This is a genomic window from Nocardioides sp. (assembly GCF_035576065.1).
In the GTDB taxonomy this organism is placed as follows: domain Bacteria; phylum Actinomycetota; class Actinomycetes; order Propionibacteriales; family Nocardioidaceae; genus Nocardioides.
The window spans coordinates 126,955-145,731 of the sequence record NZ_DATLWX010000042.1; the positions used below are offsets into that span (position 1 = coordinate 126,955).

The 18,777-nt window shown below is 68.8% G+C and carries 16 protein-coding genes; 12 read left to right on the plus strand and 4 right to left on the minus strand.

The window, feature by feature from the left end:
• The first annotated feature begins 64 nt into the window (after positions 1-64).
• From VNJ48_RS18775 to VNJ48_RS18800, 6 genes are all read left to right on the plus strand, one after another.
• On the plus strand, positions 65-1,063 hold the full coding sequence (locus tag VNJ48_RS18775) for an iron ABC transporter substrate-binding protein (protein WP_325604928.1): 999 nt from the start codon (positions 65-67) through the stop codon (positions 1,061-1,063).
• 101 nt (positions 1,064-1,164) lie between these two features.
• On the plus strand, positions 1,165-2,646 hold the full coding sequence (locus tag VNJ48_RS18780; protein ID WP_325604930.1) for an iron ABC transporter permease: 1,482 nt from the start codon (positions 1,165-1,167) through the stop codon (positions 2,644-2,646).
• Entirely contained in the window at positions 2,643-3,746 is a 1,104-nt protein-coding gene (locus tag VNJ48_RS18785; protein WP_325604932.1) for an ABC transporter ATP-binding protein, read from the plus strand. The genes VNJ48_RS18780 and VNJ48_RS18785 overlap by 4 nt, the downstream gene beginning before the upstream one ends.
• A gap of 2 nt (positions 3,747-3,748) precedes the next feature.
• The gene (locus VNJ48_RS18790; RefSeq protein WP_325605055.1) at positions 3,749-6,268 is read left to right on the plus strand and encodes an AMP-binding protein; all 2,520 of its coding nucleotides are present in this window, start codon (positions 3,749-3,751) and stop codon (positions 6,266-6,268) included.
• A gap of 97 nt (positions 6,269-6,365) precedes the next feature.
• Complete coding sequence (locus VNJ48_RS18795; RefSeq protein ID WP_325604934.1) at positions 6,366-6,698, plus strand: metalloregulator ArsR/SmtB family transcription factor; 333 nt, start codon at positions 6,366-6,368, stop codon at positions 6,696-6,698.
• A 1-nt stretch (position 6,699) separates the two neighbouring features.
• Positions 6,700-7,371 (plus strand): cation transporter, encoded by a 672-nt coding sequence (locus VNJ48_RS18800; RefSeq protein WP_325604936.1) that lies wholly within the window; start codon positions 6,700-6,702, stop codon positions 7,369-7,371.
• A 205-nt stretch (positions 7,372-7,576) separates the two neighbouring features.
• Here VNJ48_RS18800 and VNJ48_RS18805 read toward each other — a convergent pair whose 3' ends face one another.
• Positions 7,577-7,885: a putative quinol monooxygenase gene (locus VNJ48_RS18805; protein WP_325604938.1), complete on the minus strand. Its 309-nt coding sequence runs from the start codon at positions 7,883-7,885 to the stop codon at positions 7,577-7,579.
• A gap of 189 nt (positions 7,886-8,074) precedes the next feature.
• On the opposite strand from VNJ48_RS18805, the gene VNJ48_RS18810 reads away from it, so the two are divergent.
• The 5 genes from VNJ48_RS18810 (at position 8,075) to VNJ48_RS18830 (ending at position 11,806) form a co-directional block, all read left to right on the plus strand.
• A complete protein-coding gene (locus tag VNJ48_RS18810) occupies positions 8,075-8,869 on the plus strand; it encodes a DNA/RNA non-specific endonuclease (protein ID WP_325604940.1) in 795 nt (264 codons plus the stop codon).
• 89 nt (positions 8,870-8,958) lie between these two features.
• Positions 8,959-9,735, plus strand: coding sequence for an ABC transporter ATP-binding protein (locus VNJ48_RS18815; RefSeq protein ID WP_325604942.1), 777 nt, complete (start codon positions 8,959-8,961; stop codon positions 9,733-9,735).
• 11 nt (positions 9,736-9,746) lie between these two features.
• The gene (locus VNJ48_RS18820; RefSeq protein WP_325604944.1) at positions 9,747-10,547 is read left to right on the plus strand and encodes an ABC transporter permease; all 801 of its coding nucleotides are present in this window, start codon (positions 9,747-9,749) and stop codon (positions 10,545-10,547) included.
• On the plus strand, positions 10,541-11,344 hold the full coding sequence (locus tag VNJ48_RS18825) for a MerR family transcriptional regulator (RefSeq protein ID WP_325604946.1): 804 nt from the start codon (positions 10,541-10,543) through the stop codon (positions 11,342-11,344). The genes VNJ48_RS18820 and VNJ48_RS18825 overlap by 7 nt, the downstream gene beginning before the upstream one ends.
• A gap of 93 nt (positions 11,345-11,437) precedes the next feature.
• On the plus strand, positions 11,438-11,806 hold the full coding sequence (locus VNJ48_RS18830; RefSeq protein WP_325604948.1) for a thiol-disulfide oxidoreductase DCC family protein: 369 nt from the start codon (positions 11,438-11,440) through the stop codon (positions 11,804-11,806).
• A gap of 68 nt (positions 11,807-11,874) precedes the next feature.
• Here VNJ48_RS18830 and VNJ48_RS18835 read toward each other — a convergent pair whose 3' ends face one another.
• The 3 genes from VNJ48_RS18835 to paaZ form a co-directional block, all read right to left on the minus strand.
• Complete coding sequence (locus VNJ48_RS18835) at positions 11,875-13,368, minus strand: GAF domain-containing sensor histidine kinase (RefSeq protein WP_325604950.1); 1,494 nt, start codon at positions 13,366-13,368, stop codon at positions 11,875-11,877.
• Between the two features lie 602 nt (positions 13,369-13,970).
• The gene (locus VNJ48_RS18840) at positions 13,971-15,020 is read right to left on the minus strand and encodes a hypothetical protein (protein ID WP_325604952.1); all 1,050 of its coding nucleotides are present in this window, start codon (positions 15,018-15,020) and stop codon (positions 13,971-13,973) included.
• 646 nt (positions 15,021-15,666) lie between these two features.
• Positions 15,667-17,745 (minus strand): phenylacetic acid degradation bifunctional protein PaaZ, encoded by a 2,079-nt coding sequence (gene paaZ / locus VNJ48_RS18845; protein ID WP_325604954.1) that lies wholly within the window; start codon positions 17,743-17,745, stop codon positions 15,667-15,669.
• 59 nt (positions 17,746-17,804) lie between these two features.
• On the opposite strand from paaZ, the gene paaA reads away from it, so the two are divergent.
• Positions 17,805-18,752: a 1,2-phenylacetyl-CoA epoxidase subunit PaaA gene (gene paaA, locus VNJ48_RS18850; protein WP_325604956.1), complete on the plus strand. Its 948-nt coding sequence runs from the start codon at positions 17,805-17,807 to the stop codon at positions 18,750-18,752.
• Positions 18,753-18,777 lie beyond the last annotated feature (25 nt).

The following is an 18,777-nucleotide window of genomic DNA, read 5'->3' on the forward strand; positions in this document are numbered from 1 at the left end:
CTGAGGAGTGCGATCGTCGCATCTTGTTCTATGGTTAGGCTGACCTAACTACGGAAGGCTGTCCATGAAGCACGTCCCTGCTCTCGCGGGTGTTCTCCTGCTCGGTCTGCTCACCGCGGGCTGCGGCTCCGACGAGCCGAAGCTGGTCGTCTACAACGCCCAGCACGAGCCGCTTCTGGAGGAGCTGGCGCCTGCCTTCACCGAGGCCACCGGCATCGAGGTCGAGCTGCGCAACGGCAAGGACCTCGAGATGTCCAACCAGCTCGTGCAGGAGGGCGATGCCTCGCCCGCCGACGTCTTTCTGACCGAGAACTCTCCCGCGATGTCGCAGGTGGAGGCCGCCGGTCTCTTCGATCCGCTGCCGGCCGACCTGGTCGAGCCGATCCCCGAGATGTTCCGCCCGCGCAGCGGTCTCTGGACGGGCTTCGTCGCCCGATCGACCGTGCTGGTCTACAACACCGACCAGGTGCAGGCCTCCGAGCTGCCGGCCTCGATCCTCGACCTCGCCGAACCGGAGTGGGCCGGACGCATCTCGTTCTCGCCCACCGGCGCCGACTTCCAGGCCATCGTCGCAGCGGTGCTCGAGCTCGAGGGGGAGGACGCCACCCGCGCCTGGCTCGAGGGACTCAAGGCCAACGGCACCATCTACGACGGCAACAACGTCGTGCTGGAGGCCGTCGACTCGGGGGAGTCCGAGGTCGGCATCGTCTACCACTACTACTGGGAGCGCGACCGCGCCGAGAACGGCGACGTCAGCGACACCAGCGAGCAGTACTACTTCGGTGACCAGGACCCGGGCTCGTTCGTGAGCGTGTCCGGAGCGGGGATCCTTGCCTCCAGCGACATGAAGTCCGAGGCCCGCGAGTTCATCGAGTTCCTCGTCAACGAAGAGGGCCAGCAGGTGCTGGCCGACAGCTACGCCCTCGAATACCCGCTCAACCCCGCGATCCAGCTCGACCCGCCGGTCAAGCCGTTCAGCGAGCTGCAGCCGCCCGAGGTCAACGTCTCCGACCTCGATGCGGAGCGCGTGGTGGAGCTGATGACCGAGATCGGCTTCCTCTGAGCATCGTCGAAGCACCCGCGCCGCCCCGCAGGTCACGAGGTCGTGGCTCGGCGGGTCCGGCGCCGACCGCTCTGCTCTGGGCGGGGTGCCTCATCGCTGCGATGTCCCTGATGCCCCTCGGCTACGTCCTCGTCACCACGGCCCAGCTGGGTGTCGGCGAGGCCGCTGCATTCCTCTGGCGACCACGGGTCGGTGAGCTCCTGTGGAACACCGTGCGCCTGCTGGTCGCGGGCGTCACGTGCTGCCTGCTGATCGGCCTGGCTGGCGCCTGGGTCGTGGAGCGTACCGACCTCCGGGGACGCGGCTGGTGGCACGCCCTCATGTGCGCGCCCCTGGCCGTGCCGGCCTTCGTCAACGGCTACGGCTGGGTCTCCACCACCCACGCCGTCCAGTCCTTCAGCGGTGCGGTCATGGTGACGACCCTGTCCTACTTCCCCTTCGTCTACCTGCCCACCGTGGCGGCCATGCGTCGACTCGACCCGGCGGTCGAGGAGGTGGCGACGTCCTTGGGTCACGGACCGTGGCGGGTGTTCTGGTGGGTCACCCTGCCCGCCATCAGTCCTGCCGTCCTCGGTGGCGCGCTGCTGGTGGGGCTGCACCTGCTCGCGGAGTACGGCGCCCTGCAGCTCCTCAACTACCCGACCCTGACGACGGCGATCCTGCAGCAGTACGCCACCGTGTTCAACGGCCCCGCTGCCACGCTGCTGGCCCTGGTGCTCGTGCTCTTCTGCCTGCTCCTGCTGCTGGTCGAGCACGTCCTGCGGGGTCGTCGGCCGCTGGCGCGCGTCGGCTCCGGGACGAGTCGGGCAGCGGTGCGGATGCCGCTGGGCCGGCACCGCCACACCGTCGCCCTCGGTCTCGGCCTGCTGGCCGTGTGGTCGCTGGCAGTGCCGCTCGTCAGTCTCGTGCGGTGGCTGGTCAAGGGCACCTCGGCCGGGATCGACGTCGCGGAGCTGAGCGGAGCGATCGGCACCACCCTCGGGCTCGGAGCAGCCGGCGGCCTGTTGGCCACGGTCACCGCGGTGCCGGTCGTCTGGCTGGCCGTGCGCCACCGCAGTGCGCTGAGCACGTTCGTGGAGCGGAGCGTCTACACCGCCAGTGCCATGCCCGGCATCGTCATCGGGCTGGCGCTCGTCACCATCTCGATCCGCGTGGTGCCGAGCCTCTACCAGACCGTGGTGGTCCTGCTGGTCGGCTACACCGTGCTGTTCCTGCCGCGCGCGGTGGTGAGCCTCCGCGGGACCGTCGAGCTCATCCCGGCCTCGCTCGACGACGTCGCCCGCAGCCTCGGTTGCCGCGGATCCGAGGTGATGCGGCGGGTCACGCTCCCGTTGGCGCTGCCGGGTCTGGCGGCCGCGACGGCGCTGGTGGCGCTGGCCGTGTCGACCGAGCTCACCGCGACCCTCCTCCTCGCGCCGACGGGCACCGACACCCTGGCCACGAAGTTCTGGTCCGAGGCGTCCTCGGTGGCGTACGGCGCCGCTGCGCCGTACGCCCTCGCCCTGGTCATTCTCTCGGTCCCGGCGACCTGGCTCCTGGGGCGACTGAGCACCCCCGGCGACCGGATCGAGGGGGCTCGGTGACTGCGGCTCTGGAGGTGCGCGGCCTCACGGTCGGCTATCCCGGACGCCCGGTCCTGCGCGGCATCGACCTCACGGTCGCAGGTGGCGTGACCGCCGTCGTCGGACCCTCCGGTTGCGGCAAGACCACCCTGCTCAGGACGATCGCCGGCTTCCACGCGCCCGACTCGGGCACGATCTCGATCGCGGGCCGCGACGTGGCCGGCCCGGGCCGCGCGATCCCCGCGCGCAGCCGCGGCCTGGGCTTCGTGCCGCAGGAGGGTGCCCTGTTCCCGCACCTGTCCGTGGCCGCCAACGTGGCCTTCGGGCTGCCGCGTGGCGAGCGGCGCAGCCTGGAGCGTGCCCGCGAGCTGCTGGCCATGGTCGACCTGCCCGTCGAGCTGCTGGACCGCTATCCCCGTGACCTGTCCGGGGGACAGCAGCAGCGCGTCGCGCTGGCTCGCGCGCTGGCACCCCGTCCGGCCCTGGTGCTCCTCGACGAGCCGTTCTCCTCGCTGGATGCCGGTCTGCGCGAGGGCACCGGACGAGCGGTGGTGGCCGCCCTGCGCAGTGCGGGTGCGAGCGCGCTGATCGTCACCCATGACCAGGGGGAGGCGTTGTCGCTGGCCGACCAGGTCGCGGTGATGATCGAAGGTCGGTTCCTCCAGGTGAGCTCCCCGGCCCAGGTCTACCTCGCACCGGCCGACCCGCGGGTCGCCTCCTTCATCGGTCACGCCACCCTGCTCCCGGGCGTCGCCACCACACGCGCGGCAGCCACGTGCGCGCTCGGTGCCCTGCCGCTGAGCAAGGCGGTCGCGCCTGGCCCGGTACAGATCGCCGTACGCGCCGAGCAGGTGCAGGTCCACCGCGCCGGTGGGCTGGGGGTGGAGGGAGTCGTCGAGGACGTCAGCTTCTACGGCCATGACGCGGCCGCCACTGTTCGCCTCCACGGCGGTGAGCGGATCGCGGCGCGGATCCCCGCGACCGGTGTGCCCGAGGCCGGTGTGCGTGTCCGGGTCGAGGTGCTGGGCGAGGTGGTCGCGTTCTCGACAGCTCCGACCCGCACCGCCGAGACGGAGCTGCCCGCTGGCGCGGGGTCGAAGGTCTGGGAGGCGACGCCGTGACGATGGTGCCCGACTCCGTCCACCAGCTGCTGCCCTTCGCCGGGGCGGCCGAGGACGTCGCCCTGGTCCAGGCGGGCCGGTCCCTGACCTACGCCGGCCTCGCCGCTGCGATCCGCCACGAGGCGGAGCGGTTGGATCGGCTCGGCCAGCGGCAGGTGCGGTTGCTGGAGATGCGCAACGACATCGACTCGGTGGTTGCCCTGCTCGGCTCGCTCAGCGCCCGTCACCCCGTGGTCGTCGTCGAGGCCGGAAACCCGGCGAGGTCGGCCGAGATCGAGGCGGCGTACGCCGATGCACGCGACCTGCACCCCGACCTCGCGCTGCTGCTGTCGACCTCCGGATCGACCGGGTCGCCCAAGCTCGTGCGGCTCTCGCACGACAACATCTGGGCCAACGCGCAGAGCATCGCCGACTACCTCGGTCTGACGAGCGACGACAGAGCGGTCACGTCCCTGCCGCTGCACTACTGCTACGGGCTGTCGGTCCTGACGAGCCACCTCGTCGCCGGCGCCACGGTGGTGCTCACCGACGCGTCCGTCGCCGACGATCGCTTCTGGGACCTGGCGCGGTCGGCAGGTGCGACCGGCTTCGCCGGCGTCCCCTACACGTTCGAGCTCCTGGAGTGCCGGGGCTTCACCGGGGCCGAGCTGCCGACCCTGCGCTACCTCACCCAGGCCGGGGGGCGGATGGACCCGGCTCGCGTCCGACGGTTCGCGGCACTCGGCCGTGAGTGGGGCTTCGACCTGTTCGTGATGTACGGGCAGACCGAGGCCACGGCGAGGATGGCCTACCTGCCGCCGCACCTCGCGCACGACCGGCCCGAGGCGATCGGCATCCCCGTGCCGGGTGGCGACTTCCGGCTGGCGCAGGTCCCGGGAGCGCCCGAGGGTGCCGGCGAGCTCGTCTACACCGGGCCCAACGTGATGATGGGCTACGCGCACACTGCAGCGGACCTGGCGCGCGGCGCCGAGACGACGGCCCTGCACACGGGAGACCTGGCACGCCAGACCGACGACGGGCTCTGGGAGATCTGCGGGCGCCTCGACCGGCATGCCAAGGTCCTGGGACTCCGGCTCGACCTCGCGCGACTCGAGGCCCGGATGCCCGTGGCGACGGCCCTGGTCGTCGACGCCGACGTGGTGCACGGCTTCGTCACGGCGCCGCGGATGACCGCGCGCGTACGCCGTGACCTCGCTGCACTGTCCGGGCTTCCGCCCCACCTCGTGCGGGTGCACGAGATCGAGGCGCTGCCGACGAACAGCCGGGGCAAGACCGACTACGCGCTCCTGGCCGCCCACGCGGCTGCCAGCGGCACCACGACCCTCGACGAAGTGGCCGTCGCTGACGGTGCCAGCGCGGAGGCGTTGCGCGACCTGTTCGCGGTGGTCCTGGGTCGCCCCGACGCGGACCTCGACCACACCTTTGCCGACCTCGGCGGGGACTCGTTGTCCTTCGTCGAGGTCTCCACCCAGCTCGCCCACCGGCTCGGCCACCTCCCGGCTGACTGGCCGAGGCTCACACCGCGCCAGCTCGCTGCGACGGCGCGCCAAGGCTCGCGCCACGTCCTGGCCACCGAACCCGCCGTGGTCCTGCGAGCGCTGGCCATCGTCGCGATCGTGGTCTCCCACGCCGACCTGCTCATGGTCATGGGCGGGGCCCACGTGCTCCTGGCCGTGGTCGGCTTCAACCTGGCCCGGTTCTCGCTCCACACAGCCGGGCGGACCCAGCGTGCCCGGCGGATCGTGACGTGCACGGCAGGCTTCGCCATCCCCGCGGCGCTGTGGATCGCCGCGACGGGGGTCGTCACCGGCGACTACCGGCCCGCGACAGCGGTGCTCCTCAACCAGGCGGTGGGTGCGTCGGCGTGGAGCGCCGACTGGCAGTTCTGGTTCCTCGAGGTGGTCGTCTGGTCCAACCTCGGCCTCGCCGCGCTGGTCCTGGTGCCGGTCGTCGACCGGGCACTACGACAACGCCCGTTCGCTGTCGCGCTCGTCGTCCTCGGGTGCGCCCTGGCCGCTCGCTACGCCAGCGTCGGCCTGAGTGCCGGCGGCACGCAGAAGTACACGCTGCTGGGCGCCTTCTGGTGCATTGCCATCGGGTGGGCGGCGGCCGATGCCCGCACCCCGGCGCACCGCTGCCTGGTCGCGGCGGCGGCGCTGCTCGGCACCTGGGGCTACTTCTCCGACGATCCCGCGCGCTATGCCGCCGTCGTGCTCGGCATGCTGCTGCTCCTGGTGCCCAGGAGCATCCCGCTCCCTCGCGTGCTGTCCCGGGCCCTGCACCTGCTCGCGGGGGCGTCGCTGTGGATCTACCTCACCCACTGGCAGGTCTATCCCGGGCTCGAGGCAGCCGGGCACCCGGTCGCAGCCGTCCTGGCCTCGCTGGCCGTAGGACTCGTCGCGCACCGGGCCCACGGGTGGATCCTCACCCGGTTCCGTCGCCGTACCGTCTCAACATCAGCGCCGACCCCGTCTGTTCATCACGGTATGTCGACGAATGGTGCACTTCCCATGGTCAATTGACCTGGGGGAGTGCCCATTGATCGACGTCCCATGGTGAAGGTGAGCTGGCATTGGTTCACGCTGGACTGAATACATCAATTGATGTACTGTTGTCCACATGAACACCACGGCCGACTCGCTCGACGCACTGGCCCGCTTCGGGCACGCCCTGTCCGACCCGACGCGGGCGCGCATCCTGATGACGCTGCGCGAGGCGTCGGCGTACCCGGCTGATCTGGCCGATGACCTCGGGGTCACCCGGCAGTCGATGTCCAACCACCTCGCCTGCCTGCGCGGGTGCGGGCTGGTCGTCACTGTCCCGGAGGGCCGCCGGAGCCGCTACGAGCTCGCTGACCCACGCATCGGGCACGCTCTCCTCGACCTCCACGAGGTCGTCCTGGTCACCGACCCGGAGGCCTGTGCCGCCGACGCCCACGCGCAGGTCAGCTGAGATGACCACGTCCCCTCACGCGCACCCGATCGTCTCGGCGCAGCGTCGCTCCGCGCTCAACCGGCGCGTCCGGTTCCTGGTCGCCTTCACCATCTCCTACAACCTCATCGAGGCCGCCGCTGCGCTCTTCGCGGGAACCGTGGCCAACTCAAGCGCGTTGATCGGATTCGGGCTCGGCTCGGTCGTCGAGGTCTCCTCCGCGCTGGCCGTGGCCTGGCAGTTCGCCGCACCACGTCCCGCTGAGCGCGAGAAGACAGCCCTGCGGATCATCGCCCTGTCGTTCTTCGGCCTGGCGACCTTCGTGGTCTACGACGCCCTCGCCAGCCTCATCAGCCAGCAGGCGCCCGCTCACTCCACCCTCGGCATCGTCATCGCCAGCCTCAGCCTGGTGATCATGCCGACCGTCTCGCTGCTCCAGCGACGCACCGGCGAGGAGATTGGGTCGCACTCGGCCGTCGCCGACGCCAAGCAGACCCTGCTCTGCTCCTACATGTCCGCGGTCCTCCTGCTCGGCCTCGCGGCCAACAGCCTCCTCGGCTGGTGGTGGGCGGACCCGGTTGCCGCCCTGGTGATCGCTGCCCTCGCCGTACGCGAAGGCATCAACGCCTGGAACGGCGACGCGTGCTGCTCGGCCGAAGCCCTGTTCGAGCGGGAGGACGGGTGCGAGGACTAGGGAGCTGACCGGGTCTTCGCCACCAGGGTCAGCACGTCGTACGTCGCAACCGGCTCGTCTGCGCTACTGAAGTGACGCGCGTTCGGAGTTCATGCACACGCGCGACCGATCGCCCATGGGCTTGTTGTGGCCGCGGCGAGCTCGTGGTCACGCGCTACCCATCCGCGAGATGCCCCGGTGGGGCGGTCACGACGCGGGCAGGTCGCTAGGACTGCTTGGCCCAGACAGGCGTGAGCGAAGTGACCTGCGGTGGCCCGGACAGCAGCGGCTCGACGTCGCGCAGGTAGCCGGCGTAGGCGTCGGTCTCCAGGAACTGCTGCGACGACTCGATGCTGTCGTAGACCTGGAAGGCGCTGATCGCGTCCGGATCGTTGTCGTCGAAACAGTAGAAGTAGGCGAGGTGACCGGGGTTGGCGTCCACGGCAGGCGCCAGGTGGGCCTCCCAGACTCTGCGAACGTCGTCCCTGAGGCCGGGTCGTGTCTGGTGTCGGATGATCAATGCAAGGTGAGTCATGCAGCGATGCTGTCATCAACCACCGACACGACCGCAGCACCGGCTTTGCTCCCGCCAGCGCCGCGCTCACGCGACGCAGACAGGAAAACCGGCACCCCTGCCCCCACGTCGACACGGCCGTCCAGGCCGGGATCGATTCCTCATGCTGGGCGCGCCCCGTCGGCGCGCATCCTGCGGGACACTGGACGCATGGCCGACCTCGGTTACGACGCCGATTTCCTTGAGACCACCCTTCTGCCCCCACATGCCCCCGACGCTGGTGGCACGGAGCTCGACTACATGCACTTCACCGTCCGCATGCACCCCTCCCGCCGCCTCGCATCGTGGGTGGCCTGGAACATCGACGGGCTACGGCTCTTCCCCAGCGACAGCATCAGCCGCTCGGGTGAGAGCTTTCGCGCCGACCCCCGCATCCCCACCACCGCACAGACCCTCAACGACGCCTACGACGGCAACCGACTCGACCGAGGTCACATCGCTCGACGATCGGACCTGCTCTGGGGAACCCTCGACGAGGCGCGTACGGCGAACTCTGACTCGTTCTTCTTCACCAACATCACCCCGCAGGTCGACAACTTCAACCAATCGGGCCGAGGCGGCAGCTGGGGCCTGTTGGAGAACGCCGTCCTCGCCCAGGAGGGGCTGGAGGACCGGCGGCTCTCCCTGCTGGCGGGGCCAGTGCTCCGCGACGACGACCCGTTGTACCGCAGCATCGTCCAGCTGCCGCGCGAGCACTGGAAGATCGTGCTCTACCGGATGGACGGACAGCTGCGATTCAAGTGCTTCGTCTTGTCCCAGGACCTCGATCGCATCGATGAGCGTGCCTTCCTCGACGACTTCGACACCTACCTCGTGCCGCTGAACTTCCTCGAAGAGCGCGTCGGGCTGACTTTTGTGAGCTTGCGTGAGAACGCCCTCCCAACCGAACTGCAGCAACAGAACAGTCCGGTCCTGGTCAAGGACGCCCAGCACCTGGACTGGTAGACGGCGCCGGGTCTGATCGCTCCGGCTCTGCGCTGGAAAGTCCCTCTGACCTTGACCTTGACGCTGCGTCAGGGCAGCAGACTCGCGGCATGACCACCAACACAGCCATCGAGATCACCGGACTGACGAAATCCTTCGGCGACAACGCCGTGCTCAAGGGCGTCGACCTGAGGGTGCGCGAGGGCACCATTCACGCGCTGCTCGGCTCCAATGGTGCCGGCAAGACGACGCTGGTGAGGATCCTGTCCACCCTCCTGCTCGCTGACGGCGGTGAGGCGCGTGTCTGCGGACGCGACGTATCCACCGAGCCCGCCCGGGTCCGCGAGTCGATCAGCCTCACCGGCCAGTTCGCAGCCGTCGACGAGGTCCTCACTGGTAGGGAGAACCTCGTCCTTGTCGCCCAGCTGCGGCACGTGGCGGACCCGGGAGGGATTGCTGAGGACCTGCTGGCCCGGTTCGACCTGACCGAGGCCGGCGCGCGGAGGGTGGCCACGTACTCCGGCGGCATGCGCCGCCGCCTCGACATCGCGATGAGCCTGGTCGGCAATCCACGTGTGTTGTTCCTGGACGAGCCAACGACCGGGCTCGACCCCCAGTCGCGGCTCGAGGTGTGGAGGACGGTGCGCGAGCTCGCCAGACAGGGCACCACCCTGCTGCTCACCACCCAACACCTCGACGAGGCCGAGGAGCTCGCCGACGCGATCGCGATCCTGCACGAGGGCAGCATCATCGTCGACGGAACCCTGGACGAGCTCAAGGCACTGCTACCCCCAGCGAAGGTGGAGTACGTCCAGAAACAGCCCACTCTCGAGGACATCTTCCTCACCCTCGTCGGCCACACCTCTCCGGCCGGCTCCGACCAGTGAAGGACACCGCCATGACCACCCCGGCCACCTCAACCACGCGGGCCCCGTTCCTCGTCGACACCGCTGTCCTGACCACACGATCGCTGCGGCATGTCGTGCGCAGCCCCGACACGATCATCACCACCGCGATAACGCCGGTGGCGATGCTCCTGCTGTTCGTCTACGTCTTCGGCGGGGCGATCGACACCGGCGGGGACCAGGACGAGAAGTACGTCAACTACCTGCTCCCCGGGATTCTGCTGATCACGGTCGCCTCGGGCGTCGCCTACACGTCGTACCGGCTGTTCCTCGACCTGCAGGGCGGCATCTTCGACCGCTTTCACTCCATGCCGATCACCCGGTCGGCGACGCTCTGGGCGCACGTGCTGACCTCGCTGGTGGCGAATCTGGTCTCGCTGCTCCTGGTCGTGCTGGTGGCGCTCCTGATGGGCTTCCGCTCCGGGGCAGGTCCGCTTGCGTGGCTTGCGGTGCTGGGCATCCTGGTGCTGTTCACCCTCGCGCTGACGTGGCTGGCCGTGATCGCCGGCCTGACCGCGAAGTCGCCCGACGGTGCCGGAGGCTTCGCGTATCCGCTGCTGTTCCTGCCCTTCCTCAGCTCCGCCTTCGTCCCGACGGAAAGCATGCCCGGCCCGGTGCGTTGGTTCGCCGAGCACCAACCGGTCACCTCGATCGTCGACACCCTGCGCCGCCTCTTCGCCCAGCAGCCGCTCGGCAACGACGCGTGGACCGCGCTCGCCTGGTGCCTGGGCCTGTTGGGCCTCGCCTACGCACTCGCGATGCGCAGCTACAAGCGCAGAATGAGCCCATGCTGACCATCAGCCAGCTCGCGGCGTACGCGGGAGTGACCGTGCGCGCGGTCCGGCACTACCACGCAAAGGGCCTGCTGCCAGAGCCCGATCGTGACCGGGCTGGCTATCGGCGGTACGGCGCCCCCGCGGTCGTGGACCTCATCCGCATCCGGACGATGGCCGAGGCAGGGGTGCCACTGGCACGAGTGCAAGAACTGCTGTCTGCCGACGCCCACGCGTTCGCCGTCGCCGTCGAGGAGATCGACCAGCGCCTCCGCGCAGAGATCCGCGAACGACAGGCGCACCGGGAGAAGATAGCCCGACTCGCCGCCGGCGACAGCCTCGCGCTCCCACCCGAGGCCGTCACCTACCTCGAGCGACTTCGCAGCCTCGGCGTACCAGGGGTGATGGTCGACGCGGAGCGCGACGCCTGGATCCTCGTGGCCGCCCAGCTGCCCGAGCGGATGCCGTTCTACATGCAGATGAAGACCCAACAGCTCGACGATCCCGGCGTGCGCGAGCTCTACCGCGACCTCGCGCAGATCATCTACTGGTCCGCCGAAGACCCGCGGCTGGACGAGGTCGCCGACCGGCTCTCGGACGAGTTCGAGCGCATACCGGTCAGCGCATGGGAGGAAGCTCTCCTGCCCGACGACCTTGCCGCACTGCTCGATGAGGTGTTCCTCGAGTCCGTTCCCGGCGCGCGTCGGATCCTGCGCCGCCTGGAGGGACGTGGCTGGACGGGCTGGACCAACCTGCGTCCTCGAAGCGCCGCGGAGTCGGTCGCGGCAGATGCGGACGTTCCATCGGTCCCAAGCTGAGCACATCAGGCACAGGCACGCCGCCGGGCAGCGTTGTCGTTTCGGCCGGCGGATCGCGCAGTCGGCTGAGGACGCCTGAGTAGCCTTGGCGGTATGGACCGGGGACTCATGCTCAACGACGGGGACTGCGGATTCTGCATGCGCACCGCCGCGCTGGTGCACCGCCTGGGTGTGGACGTCGACAGCTCGACCGTGCAGTCGGTCGACCTCGTGGCGTTGGGCGTCGACGAGAAACGCGCCCTGGTAGAAATGCCGTACGTCCACCCCGACGGCCGCGTCGACTACGGCCACCGGGCCTTCGCGTCCATCCTCGGCACCGGCCCGCAGCCGTGGCGCCTGGTCGGCCGGCTGATGACGACTCGGCCCGTCGACCCGGTCGCGCGACGCGCCTACCACTGGGTCGCTGCCAACCGCTCGCGACTGCCCGGCGGGACGCCCGCCTGCTCGCTCGACGCCCGCTGAATTTGCCGCGTCCCGCCTCGGCGAGCCGTTCGCGGCGGCGAATCCGGGTCGAAGCGACCCAGGCTCCGTCAGGCGAGAACGCCAGCAGGCAAGTGCATCTTGAACGTCGTGCCTACGCCGAGCTCAGAGGTCACTTCGACCCGACCTCGGTGACGTACGACGATGCGCTGCACGATGGCGAGCCCCAGACCCGTGCCGGGTCGGCTGAGCGCTTGCTGGTTCGTCGAGCGGAAGAACTCGGTGAACAGCCGCGTCTGGTCGGCCGCGGAGATGCCGAGACCCTGGTCGACGCAGCTGAGTACGACCTCGTCGTCGATGCGCTGGACGCCTACGACGACCGTGTCTCCCGCGTTGCTGTACTTGATCGCATTGCCAACCAGATTGGCCAAGGCGCGGTGCAGTTCGTCTGCGTCGCCGAGCACGTGGACAGGATCCGGCGCCGTTTGGTGGTCGATGTGCACGGAATCCCCGGCAGCCACGACCTTGAGCAACTCGACAGTCCCGGCGAGCACAGCGTCAAGGTCGACGGGCTCGTGTCGTGGCGGCCCTTCGCTCTGCTCGAGTCGGGTCAGCTCGAGCAAACTGTTGGCCAGCGCAGTCAGGCGCTCAACACCTCTTTGCATCACTGCTGTGGAGTGCACACCCGCGGGCGGCAGGTCAGGGAGCGATGACATCAGCTCAAGGTGACCGGTCACGGCGGTGAGCGGGTTCTTCAGTTCGTGGGAGATGGTCGCGATCATCCGGATGCGGTAGGCATCAAGGCGCTGAAGTTCGACATTGAGTTGTTGCTGGCCCTCGAACGCGGCGGCCAGCTGCACAGCCTGGGCGCGCACCACGGAAAGCAGCCCCGCCATCGTGGTGTAGCGCTCGCGGGCCAGCAGGCCAATCTCTATCTGAGTGCGGAACTGCTCGACGATGGACACATCTTGCGCGTTGTAGGTGCCAGACACCGGGGAGTCCAGGTTCAAGACGCCAAACAGTCGATCCTCGACGAACAGCGGTGCGGAGATCACGGATCTGTACTCCCATTCTCCGGGATCGAGCACGGTCTCGATGCGCCGGAAGTCCTCGCTGTCGATCAGTCGTGCTCCCTGGATTTCACCACCGGTGGACTGGTAGAGAAAACTGTCTTCCAACTTCAGACGGAAGTTCTTGACAAACTCTTCGGTGAAACCCCTGGAGGCCGCGAAGGTGAGGTAGCCATCGTCTCCCAGAATCAATACCGAGCCCGTGGTGGCCCGGTCGAACACGCGGAACAGATAATCGAGTATGAGGCGGTAGATGAGCTCAATATCTCCGTTGAGCAGGATCTCGCGATTGACCTGCACATTCATCTCGGCCAGCAACCGCAGGCGCCGGGAGGATTCTTTCAGTGCCATGAAACGACGGTGCGCTGCCAGCAGGCCGGCATTCAGCAGCAACAGGCTCAGCACCAGCACTCCAGCCCAGGGGGCCCAAGCCCTGCCGAGCTGACCCAGCGACACCAGGCAAACGGCGACGAACCCCACCTGCGCCAGGGCCAGCGCGCCTAACTCTTTCCAGGGGGCAACTTTCCACCGCACGAGCCCAGTATGACGACGCTCGGAGAGAAATATGGTCCTTCACGGCTGACGACGTGACGGGGTGTGCTTCCACCATCGCGTGGCCAGGGCGCCGCGGGGCAGAGCTGGGATTGCCCGACGAGGTCGACGACAGCTTCCAGCTTGCCGAGGAGGACACGGTGCAGACGGCCCGGGCGGCGTACGTCGAACGCCTGCGCGCGGCCGCCGCCCACGCGACCTGGACCAGACCTACCCATGGGCATTCCCGCGACCCGCTCCTCGCTTCGTCTTTACGCACCTCTGGGGGAGCCCGCCCGGTACGTGGGGCACGGCGAGATTCCGGTTGAGCAGTTCGTCGCCCGGCGCCGACCTGACGTCGACCTCAGGTCAACCACTCCCGACACTCACAGCGTGCCAGTGCGGATGGGCCTGCGGACGGATGCATCTCAACGCCGAGCGCAGGCGGCCGCGCTTGACAGTCATATGCGGCGGATAGACGCACGTTCGTCTGACCGTCACCGCGGCGTCTGAGGCCGTGCGTGAGGCGTCGGACTACAGGATGGCGAGCGCTCTGGTTCTTGGCGACCTTGGTGTCCAGCGTGCTGGGTGACGGTGAGCGGGTCTCATTTCGGCCAGTTGGGCCAGGGATTGTGGTCCTTGATCACTTGGGGAGTGAGGATCATCTCGCCGAAGTCAGCGCGAGCCTTCGCCACCAGCGCTTCATTCTCGGGCGCGGGGCGCATCGCGGATCCCGGCCCCCAGTCCGGTCCTGCTGGGGGGCGGAACCAGCCTTCGACGTCTCGGGTCGCGACGAGGTGGCGGCCGCCCGTGAGGGGGGTGATGTCCCAGTCGGTGAGGTCGTTGGCGCGTTCGAGGTGAGCGTCGGTCAACACCTGTAGCCCGGAGGCGTCGGGGACGTAGGTGTCGATCAGTGGCCGGTGATAGCGCAGGTCGGACTCGTAGATGTGCGGCCAGCTCTGACCCGACGGACCCCCACCGAAGTGCGAGTGCCGGACGCACCCGTACTGCGTGCGTGGCGGTGTCCAGGTAAGGATGTCGCGGTGCCGGTCCAGGGTTGTGCGCCAGTCGGCGTCCGGGCCGGAGTACGCACACGCATTGCCAGGGGGCCGTAACTCGAATTTTCGCTGTGCGAGTGAGTCCCGGATGCTCAAGAGGCGCACGGGCCCGTACTCCTGTGCTGCTTCGGCGATCGCTTCGGTGTGGTCGAGCCCGACGGTCTCGACCTCCCAGTCGGAGCGGTTCATCCAGTTCGTGCCGCGCACTATGTGTTGCCACGCCAGGCCTTGTTCGGCCAGGTAGCGGGTGGTGCCGGCATCGACGTGCCAGCCGATCTCACGCTCCGAGCGCGACATCTGTGTCAGGTCAGGCAACGACATCAGCAGGTACGTCATGAGTCCCGGGCTGCTGGGCAACATTGCGGTTGATGCGGACCGGCTCCTGGGACCGCCGATGATCTTTTCGTCGCGGTGGGGCCACGTGCCGGCGAAGAGCTCGAGCCACTCAAGGACGTCGTCGAAGTCGGGACATTGCAGCAGCACCCCTGACCATCCCTTCGGTGTGCGGACCCATTGACCAGCCCTGGCCTTGTTCCCGTCCCCGGACAACGCCGCGGTGGTCTCCTCGCTGCGAACTCGCAGGTCGGCTTCGTCCACGGAGTCCTCCCACCCCGCGGGCAGGGCGAACCGTGCGGAGGCGGAGTGCCGATCCCAGAACCGTTTTACGGAAACCACATCTACGTGCATGACCACGACCTTCGCGAGGGCGGACCTCCCACGATCTGGAGACTGAGTGCCAGTCTCCTAGCTCGTCCAGTCGATCTGAACTGCCATCGCGCCTGGAGTCGCGCCTGCGACAAGCGCGCTCCTCAGCGCGGCAACCTGCTCATCGCTTGGCATCGGGTACTTGCTGGGCCCGTCATAGGTGCACAGCTGCAATAGAAATCGCCTCTGGTCATCGGGACTCAGAGCCTTCAAGCCCTCCTGGAAGACTTGCCATCTAGACAGTCCTCCACCGCCCCAGCCCTGGTACGGACCAACCGCGTCCGTCCAGTCAGCGAAGAGATCGTGAAGCTCGGGGCCACTGAAGCCGGTGTCGCGAGCGAACATGTCAGTCGCGAGCTTGGCGGTACGGCAACCCATCGTTTTTCTCCACACGCTCATGTTGCCTCAGTTGGATCCCGACGTTCTGCGCCGTGCCCAAGGCCAACAGCGCCCGCGGCGACATGGGCGCCACCTGCGTACGTAAGGGCGCCGTCACCAGCCCGAGGGCGAGAGCAGCAGAGCGATGCCCGCTGACTGACTAGGCCGGGGCGCGGGTCTTCGCGACCAGCGTCAGCACGTCGTACGTCGCAACCGGCTCGTCCGCGCTGTTGGTGACCGTCGCATCCCAGCGGACCTCGCCGTAGTCGGCGTTGGACCGCGGCGTGATCTGCTTGACGGTGAGCTCGACCTTGATGGAGTCGCCGGCCTTGACGGGCGTCAGGAAGCGCAGCCGGTCGACGCCGAAGTTGGCCAGCACCGGGCCCGGGTCGGGATCGACGAACAGCCCTGCTGCCAGCGAGACGACGAGGTAGCCGTGCGCCACGATGCCACCGAAGAGCGGGTTCCTGGTCGCCGCAGCCTCGTCGGTGTGGGCGTAGAACGTGTCGCCGGTGAAGTCCGCGAAGTGCTCGATGTCGTCGAGGGTGACGAGGCGGCTCTCGCTGCTGATCGTGTCGCCCACGGCCAGCTCGGCGAGGCTCTTGCGGAAGGGGTGCTCGGGGGTGACGGTCCGCGAGGAACCGGTGATCCACTGCCCGCCGATCGCAGTGAGCATGTCGGGGGAGCCCTGGATGGCGGAGCGCTGCATGTGGTGGAGGACGGCGCGGACGCCGCCGAGCTCCTCGCCACCGCCGGCGCGCCCCGGCCCGCCGTGCACCAGCACCGGCAGGGGAGAGCCGTGCCCGGTGGACTCGGCGGCACAGGACCGGTCGAGCACCAGCAGGCGCCCGTGCCACGGCGCCAGCCCGCGCGTCAGGGCGCGCGCCACGTCTGCGTCATGGGTGACGATCGAGCCGACCAGGCTGCCCTGTCCGCGTGCCGCGAGCCGGACTGCGTCGTCGAGGTCGGTGTAGGTGATCACGGTGGCGACCGGGCCGAAGGGCTCGATGTCGTGCGGCTCGCTGGCACCCGGGTAGGCACGCAGGAGGACCGGGGACATGAAGGCCCCGGCCTCGTGGTCCGCGTCGATCACCTCGACGACGTCGGGGTTGCCGAAGACGATCTCGGCCGAGGCCCTCAGGGCCTGGACGGCCTTGCGGACCTCGTCGCGCTGGGCGAGGCTCGCCAGGGCGCCCATCCGCACGCCCTCGCTGCTCGGGTGGCCGACGGTGATCTTCGCCAGGCGCGCGGAGATGGCGGCGACGACCTCCTCCGCCATGGCCTCCGGCACGATCACCCGCCGGATCGCGGTGCACTTCTGGCCGGCCTTGACGGTCATCTCGGTGACGACGCTCTTGATGAACAGCTCGAACTCCGGGTCGTCGGCGGCCACGTCGGTCCCGAGGATCGAGCAGTTGAGGGAGTCGGCCTCGACGCCGAGCTGCACCCCGCCGTGCAGCACCGACGGGTGCTGGCGAAGGTGCGCGCCGGTCGAGGCGGACCCGGTGAACGCGACGGAGTCTTGCGGTCCCAGCTCGTCGAGGAGCCCGGCCGGTGACCCGCACAGGAGCTGGAGGGTGCCGTCGGGCAGGAGGCCCGAGTCGATGATGCGGCGGACCACGGCCTCGGTGACGTAGGCCGTCTGGCTGGCCGGCTTGACGATCGTCGGCAGGCCGGCAATGAACGCAGGGGCGAGCTTCTCGAGCATGCCCCACACCGGGAAGTTGAAGGCGTTGATCTGGACGGCGACGCCGGGGCGGGAGGTGTAGAGGTGCTGGCCCAGGAACGTGCCCTCGCGACCGAGGCGCTCGACCTGTCCGTCGAGCACGACCACGTCGTTGGGCAGCTCGCGCGTGCCCTTGGAGGCGATGGAGAAGACGGTGCCGATGCCTCCGTCGATGTCGACCATGGAGTCCCGCTGGGTTGCCCCGCTCCGGGCGGAGAGGGCGTAGAACTCGTCCTTGTGCTCGCCGAGCATCTTGGCCATCGCCTTGAGCGCGGCGGCGCGCTCGTGGAAGGTCATCGACCGCAGCGCCGGCCCGCCCACCTCGCGGGCGTGGGCCGTCATCGCACCGAGGTCGAGCCCGGTCGAGGAGATCCGCGCCACCTCCTCGCCCGTGGCGGCGTCGAGGAGCGCCTCACCCTCGTCGCTCGCACGGAACCAGCTGCCGCACGCGAAGCTCTCGAGCAGGGGGGCTGGGGACTGGGTCTCGGAGTTCGTTGCAGAAGCATTGGTCACCGTGTCAGACTATTACCGACCGATCGGTCTGTAAATGCCGTGCCAGGAGGAGATCAGCAGTGAGCGACACCCTGCAGACAGCGAGCCTGGAAGCCGACTTCGACCGCGTGATCGCGCGGCACGACCGCATCGAGCCGCGCGACTGGATGCCCGAGAAGTACCGCGCCACCCTCGTGCGCCAGGTCGCCCAGCACGCCCATTCCGAGATCATCGGCATGCAGCCCGAGGGCAACTGGATCACCCGCGCTCCCAGCCTGCGCCGCAAGGCGATCCTGCTGGCCAAGGTGCAGGACGAGGCGGGTCACGGCCTCTACCTCTACAGCGCCTGCGAGACCTTGGGCGTCACCCGCGCCGAGCTCACCGAGAAGCTGATCTCCGGCAAGCAGAAGTACTCCTCGATCTTCAACTACCCGACGTTGTCGTATGCCGATGTCGGCACCATCGGCTGGCTGGTGGACGGGGCGGCCATCTGCAACCAGGTCCCGCTGTGCCGTACGTCCTACGGGCCCTACGGCCGCGCGATGATCCGCATCTGCAAGGAGGAGTCGTTCCACCAGCGCCAAGGCTTCGAGCTGCTCATGACGATGATGGGCGGCACCGACGAGCAGCGCACGATGGTCCAGGAATCGGTCGACCGGTTCTGGTGGCCCGCACTGATGATGTTCGGCCCGCCCGATGCCGAGTCGCCCAACACCGCGCAGTCGATGGCGTGGGGGATCAAGCGCGACACCAACGACGATCTGCGCCAGAAGTTCGTGGACATGTCGGTGCCGCAGGCCGAGGCGCTCGGAGTCACCCTGCCGGACGCGGAGCTGTGCTGGGACGAGGAGCGCGGCCACTACGACTTCAGCCAGCCCGACTGGGACGAGTTCATGGCCGTGGTCAAGGGCTCCGGTCCGTGCAACGCCCAGCGGATCGCGCACCGCAAGCGCGCCCATGACGACGGTGCCTGGGTCCGCGAGGCCGCGACCGCCTTCGCCCGCACGCAGAGGGAGCACGCATCATGACCACAGGCTCAGACTTCTCCGCCGG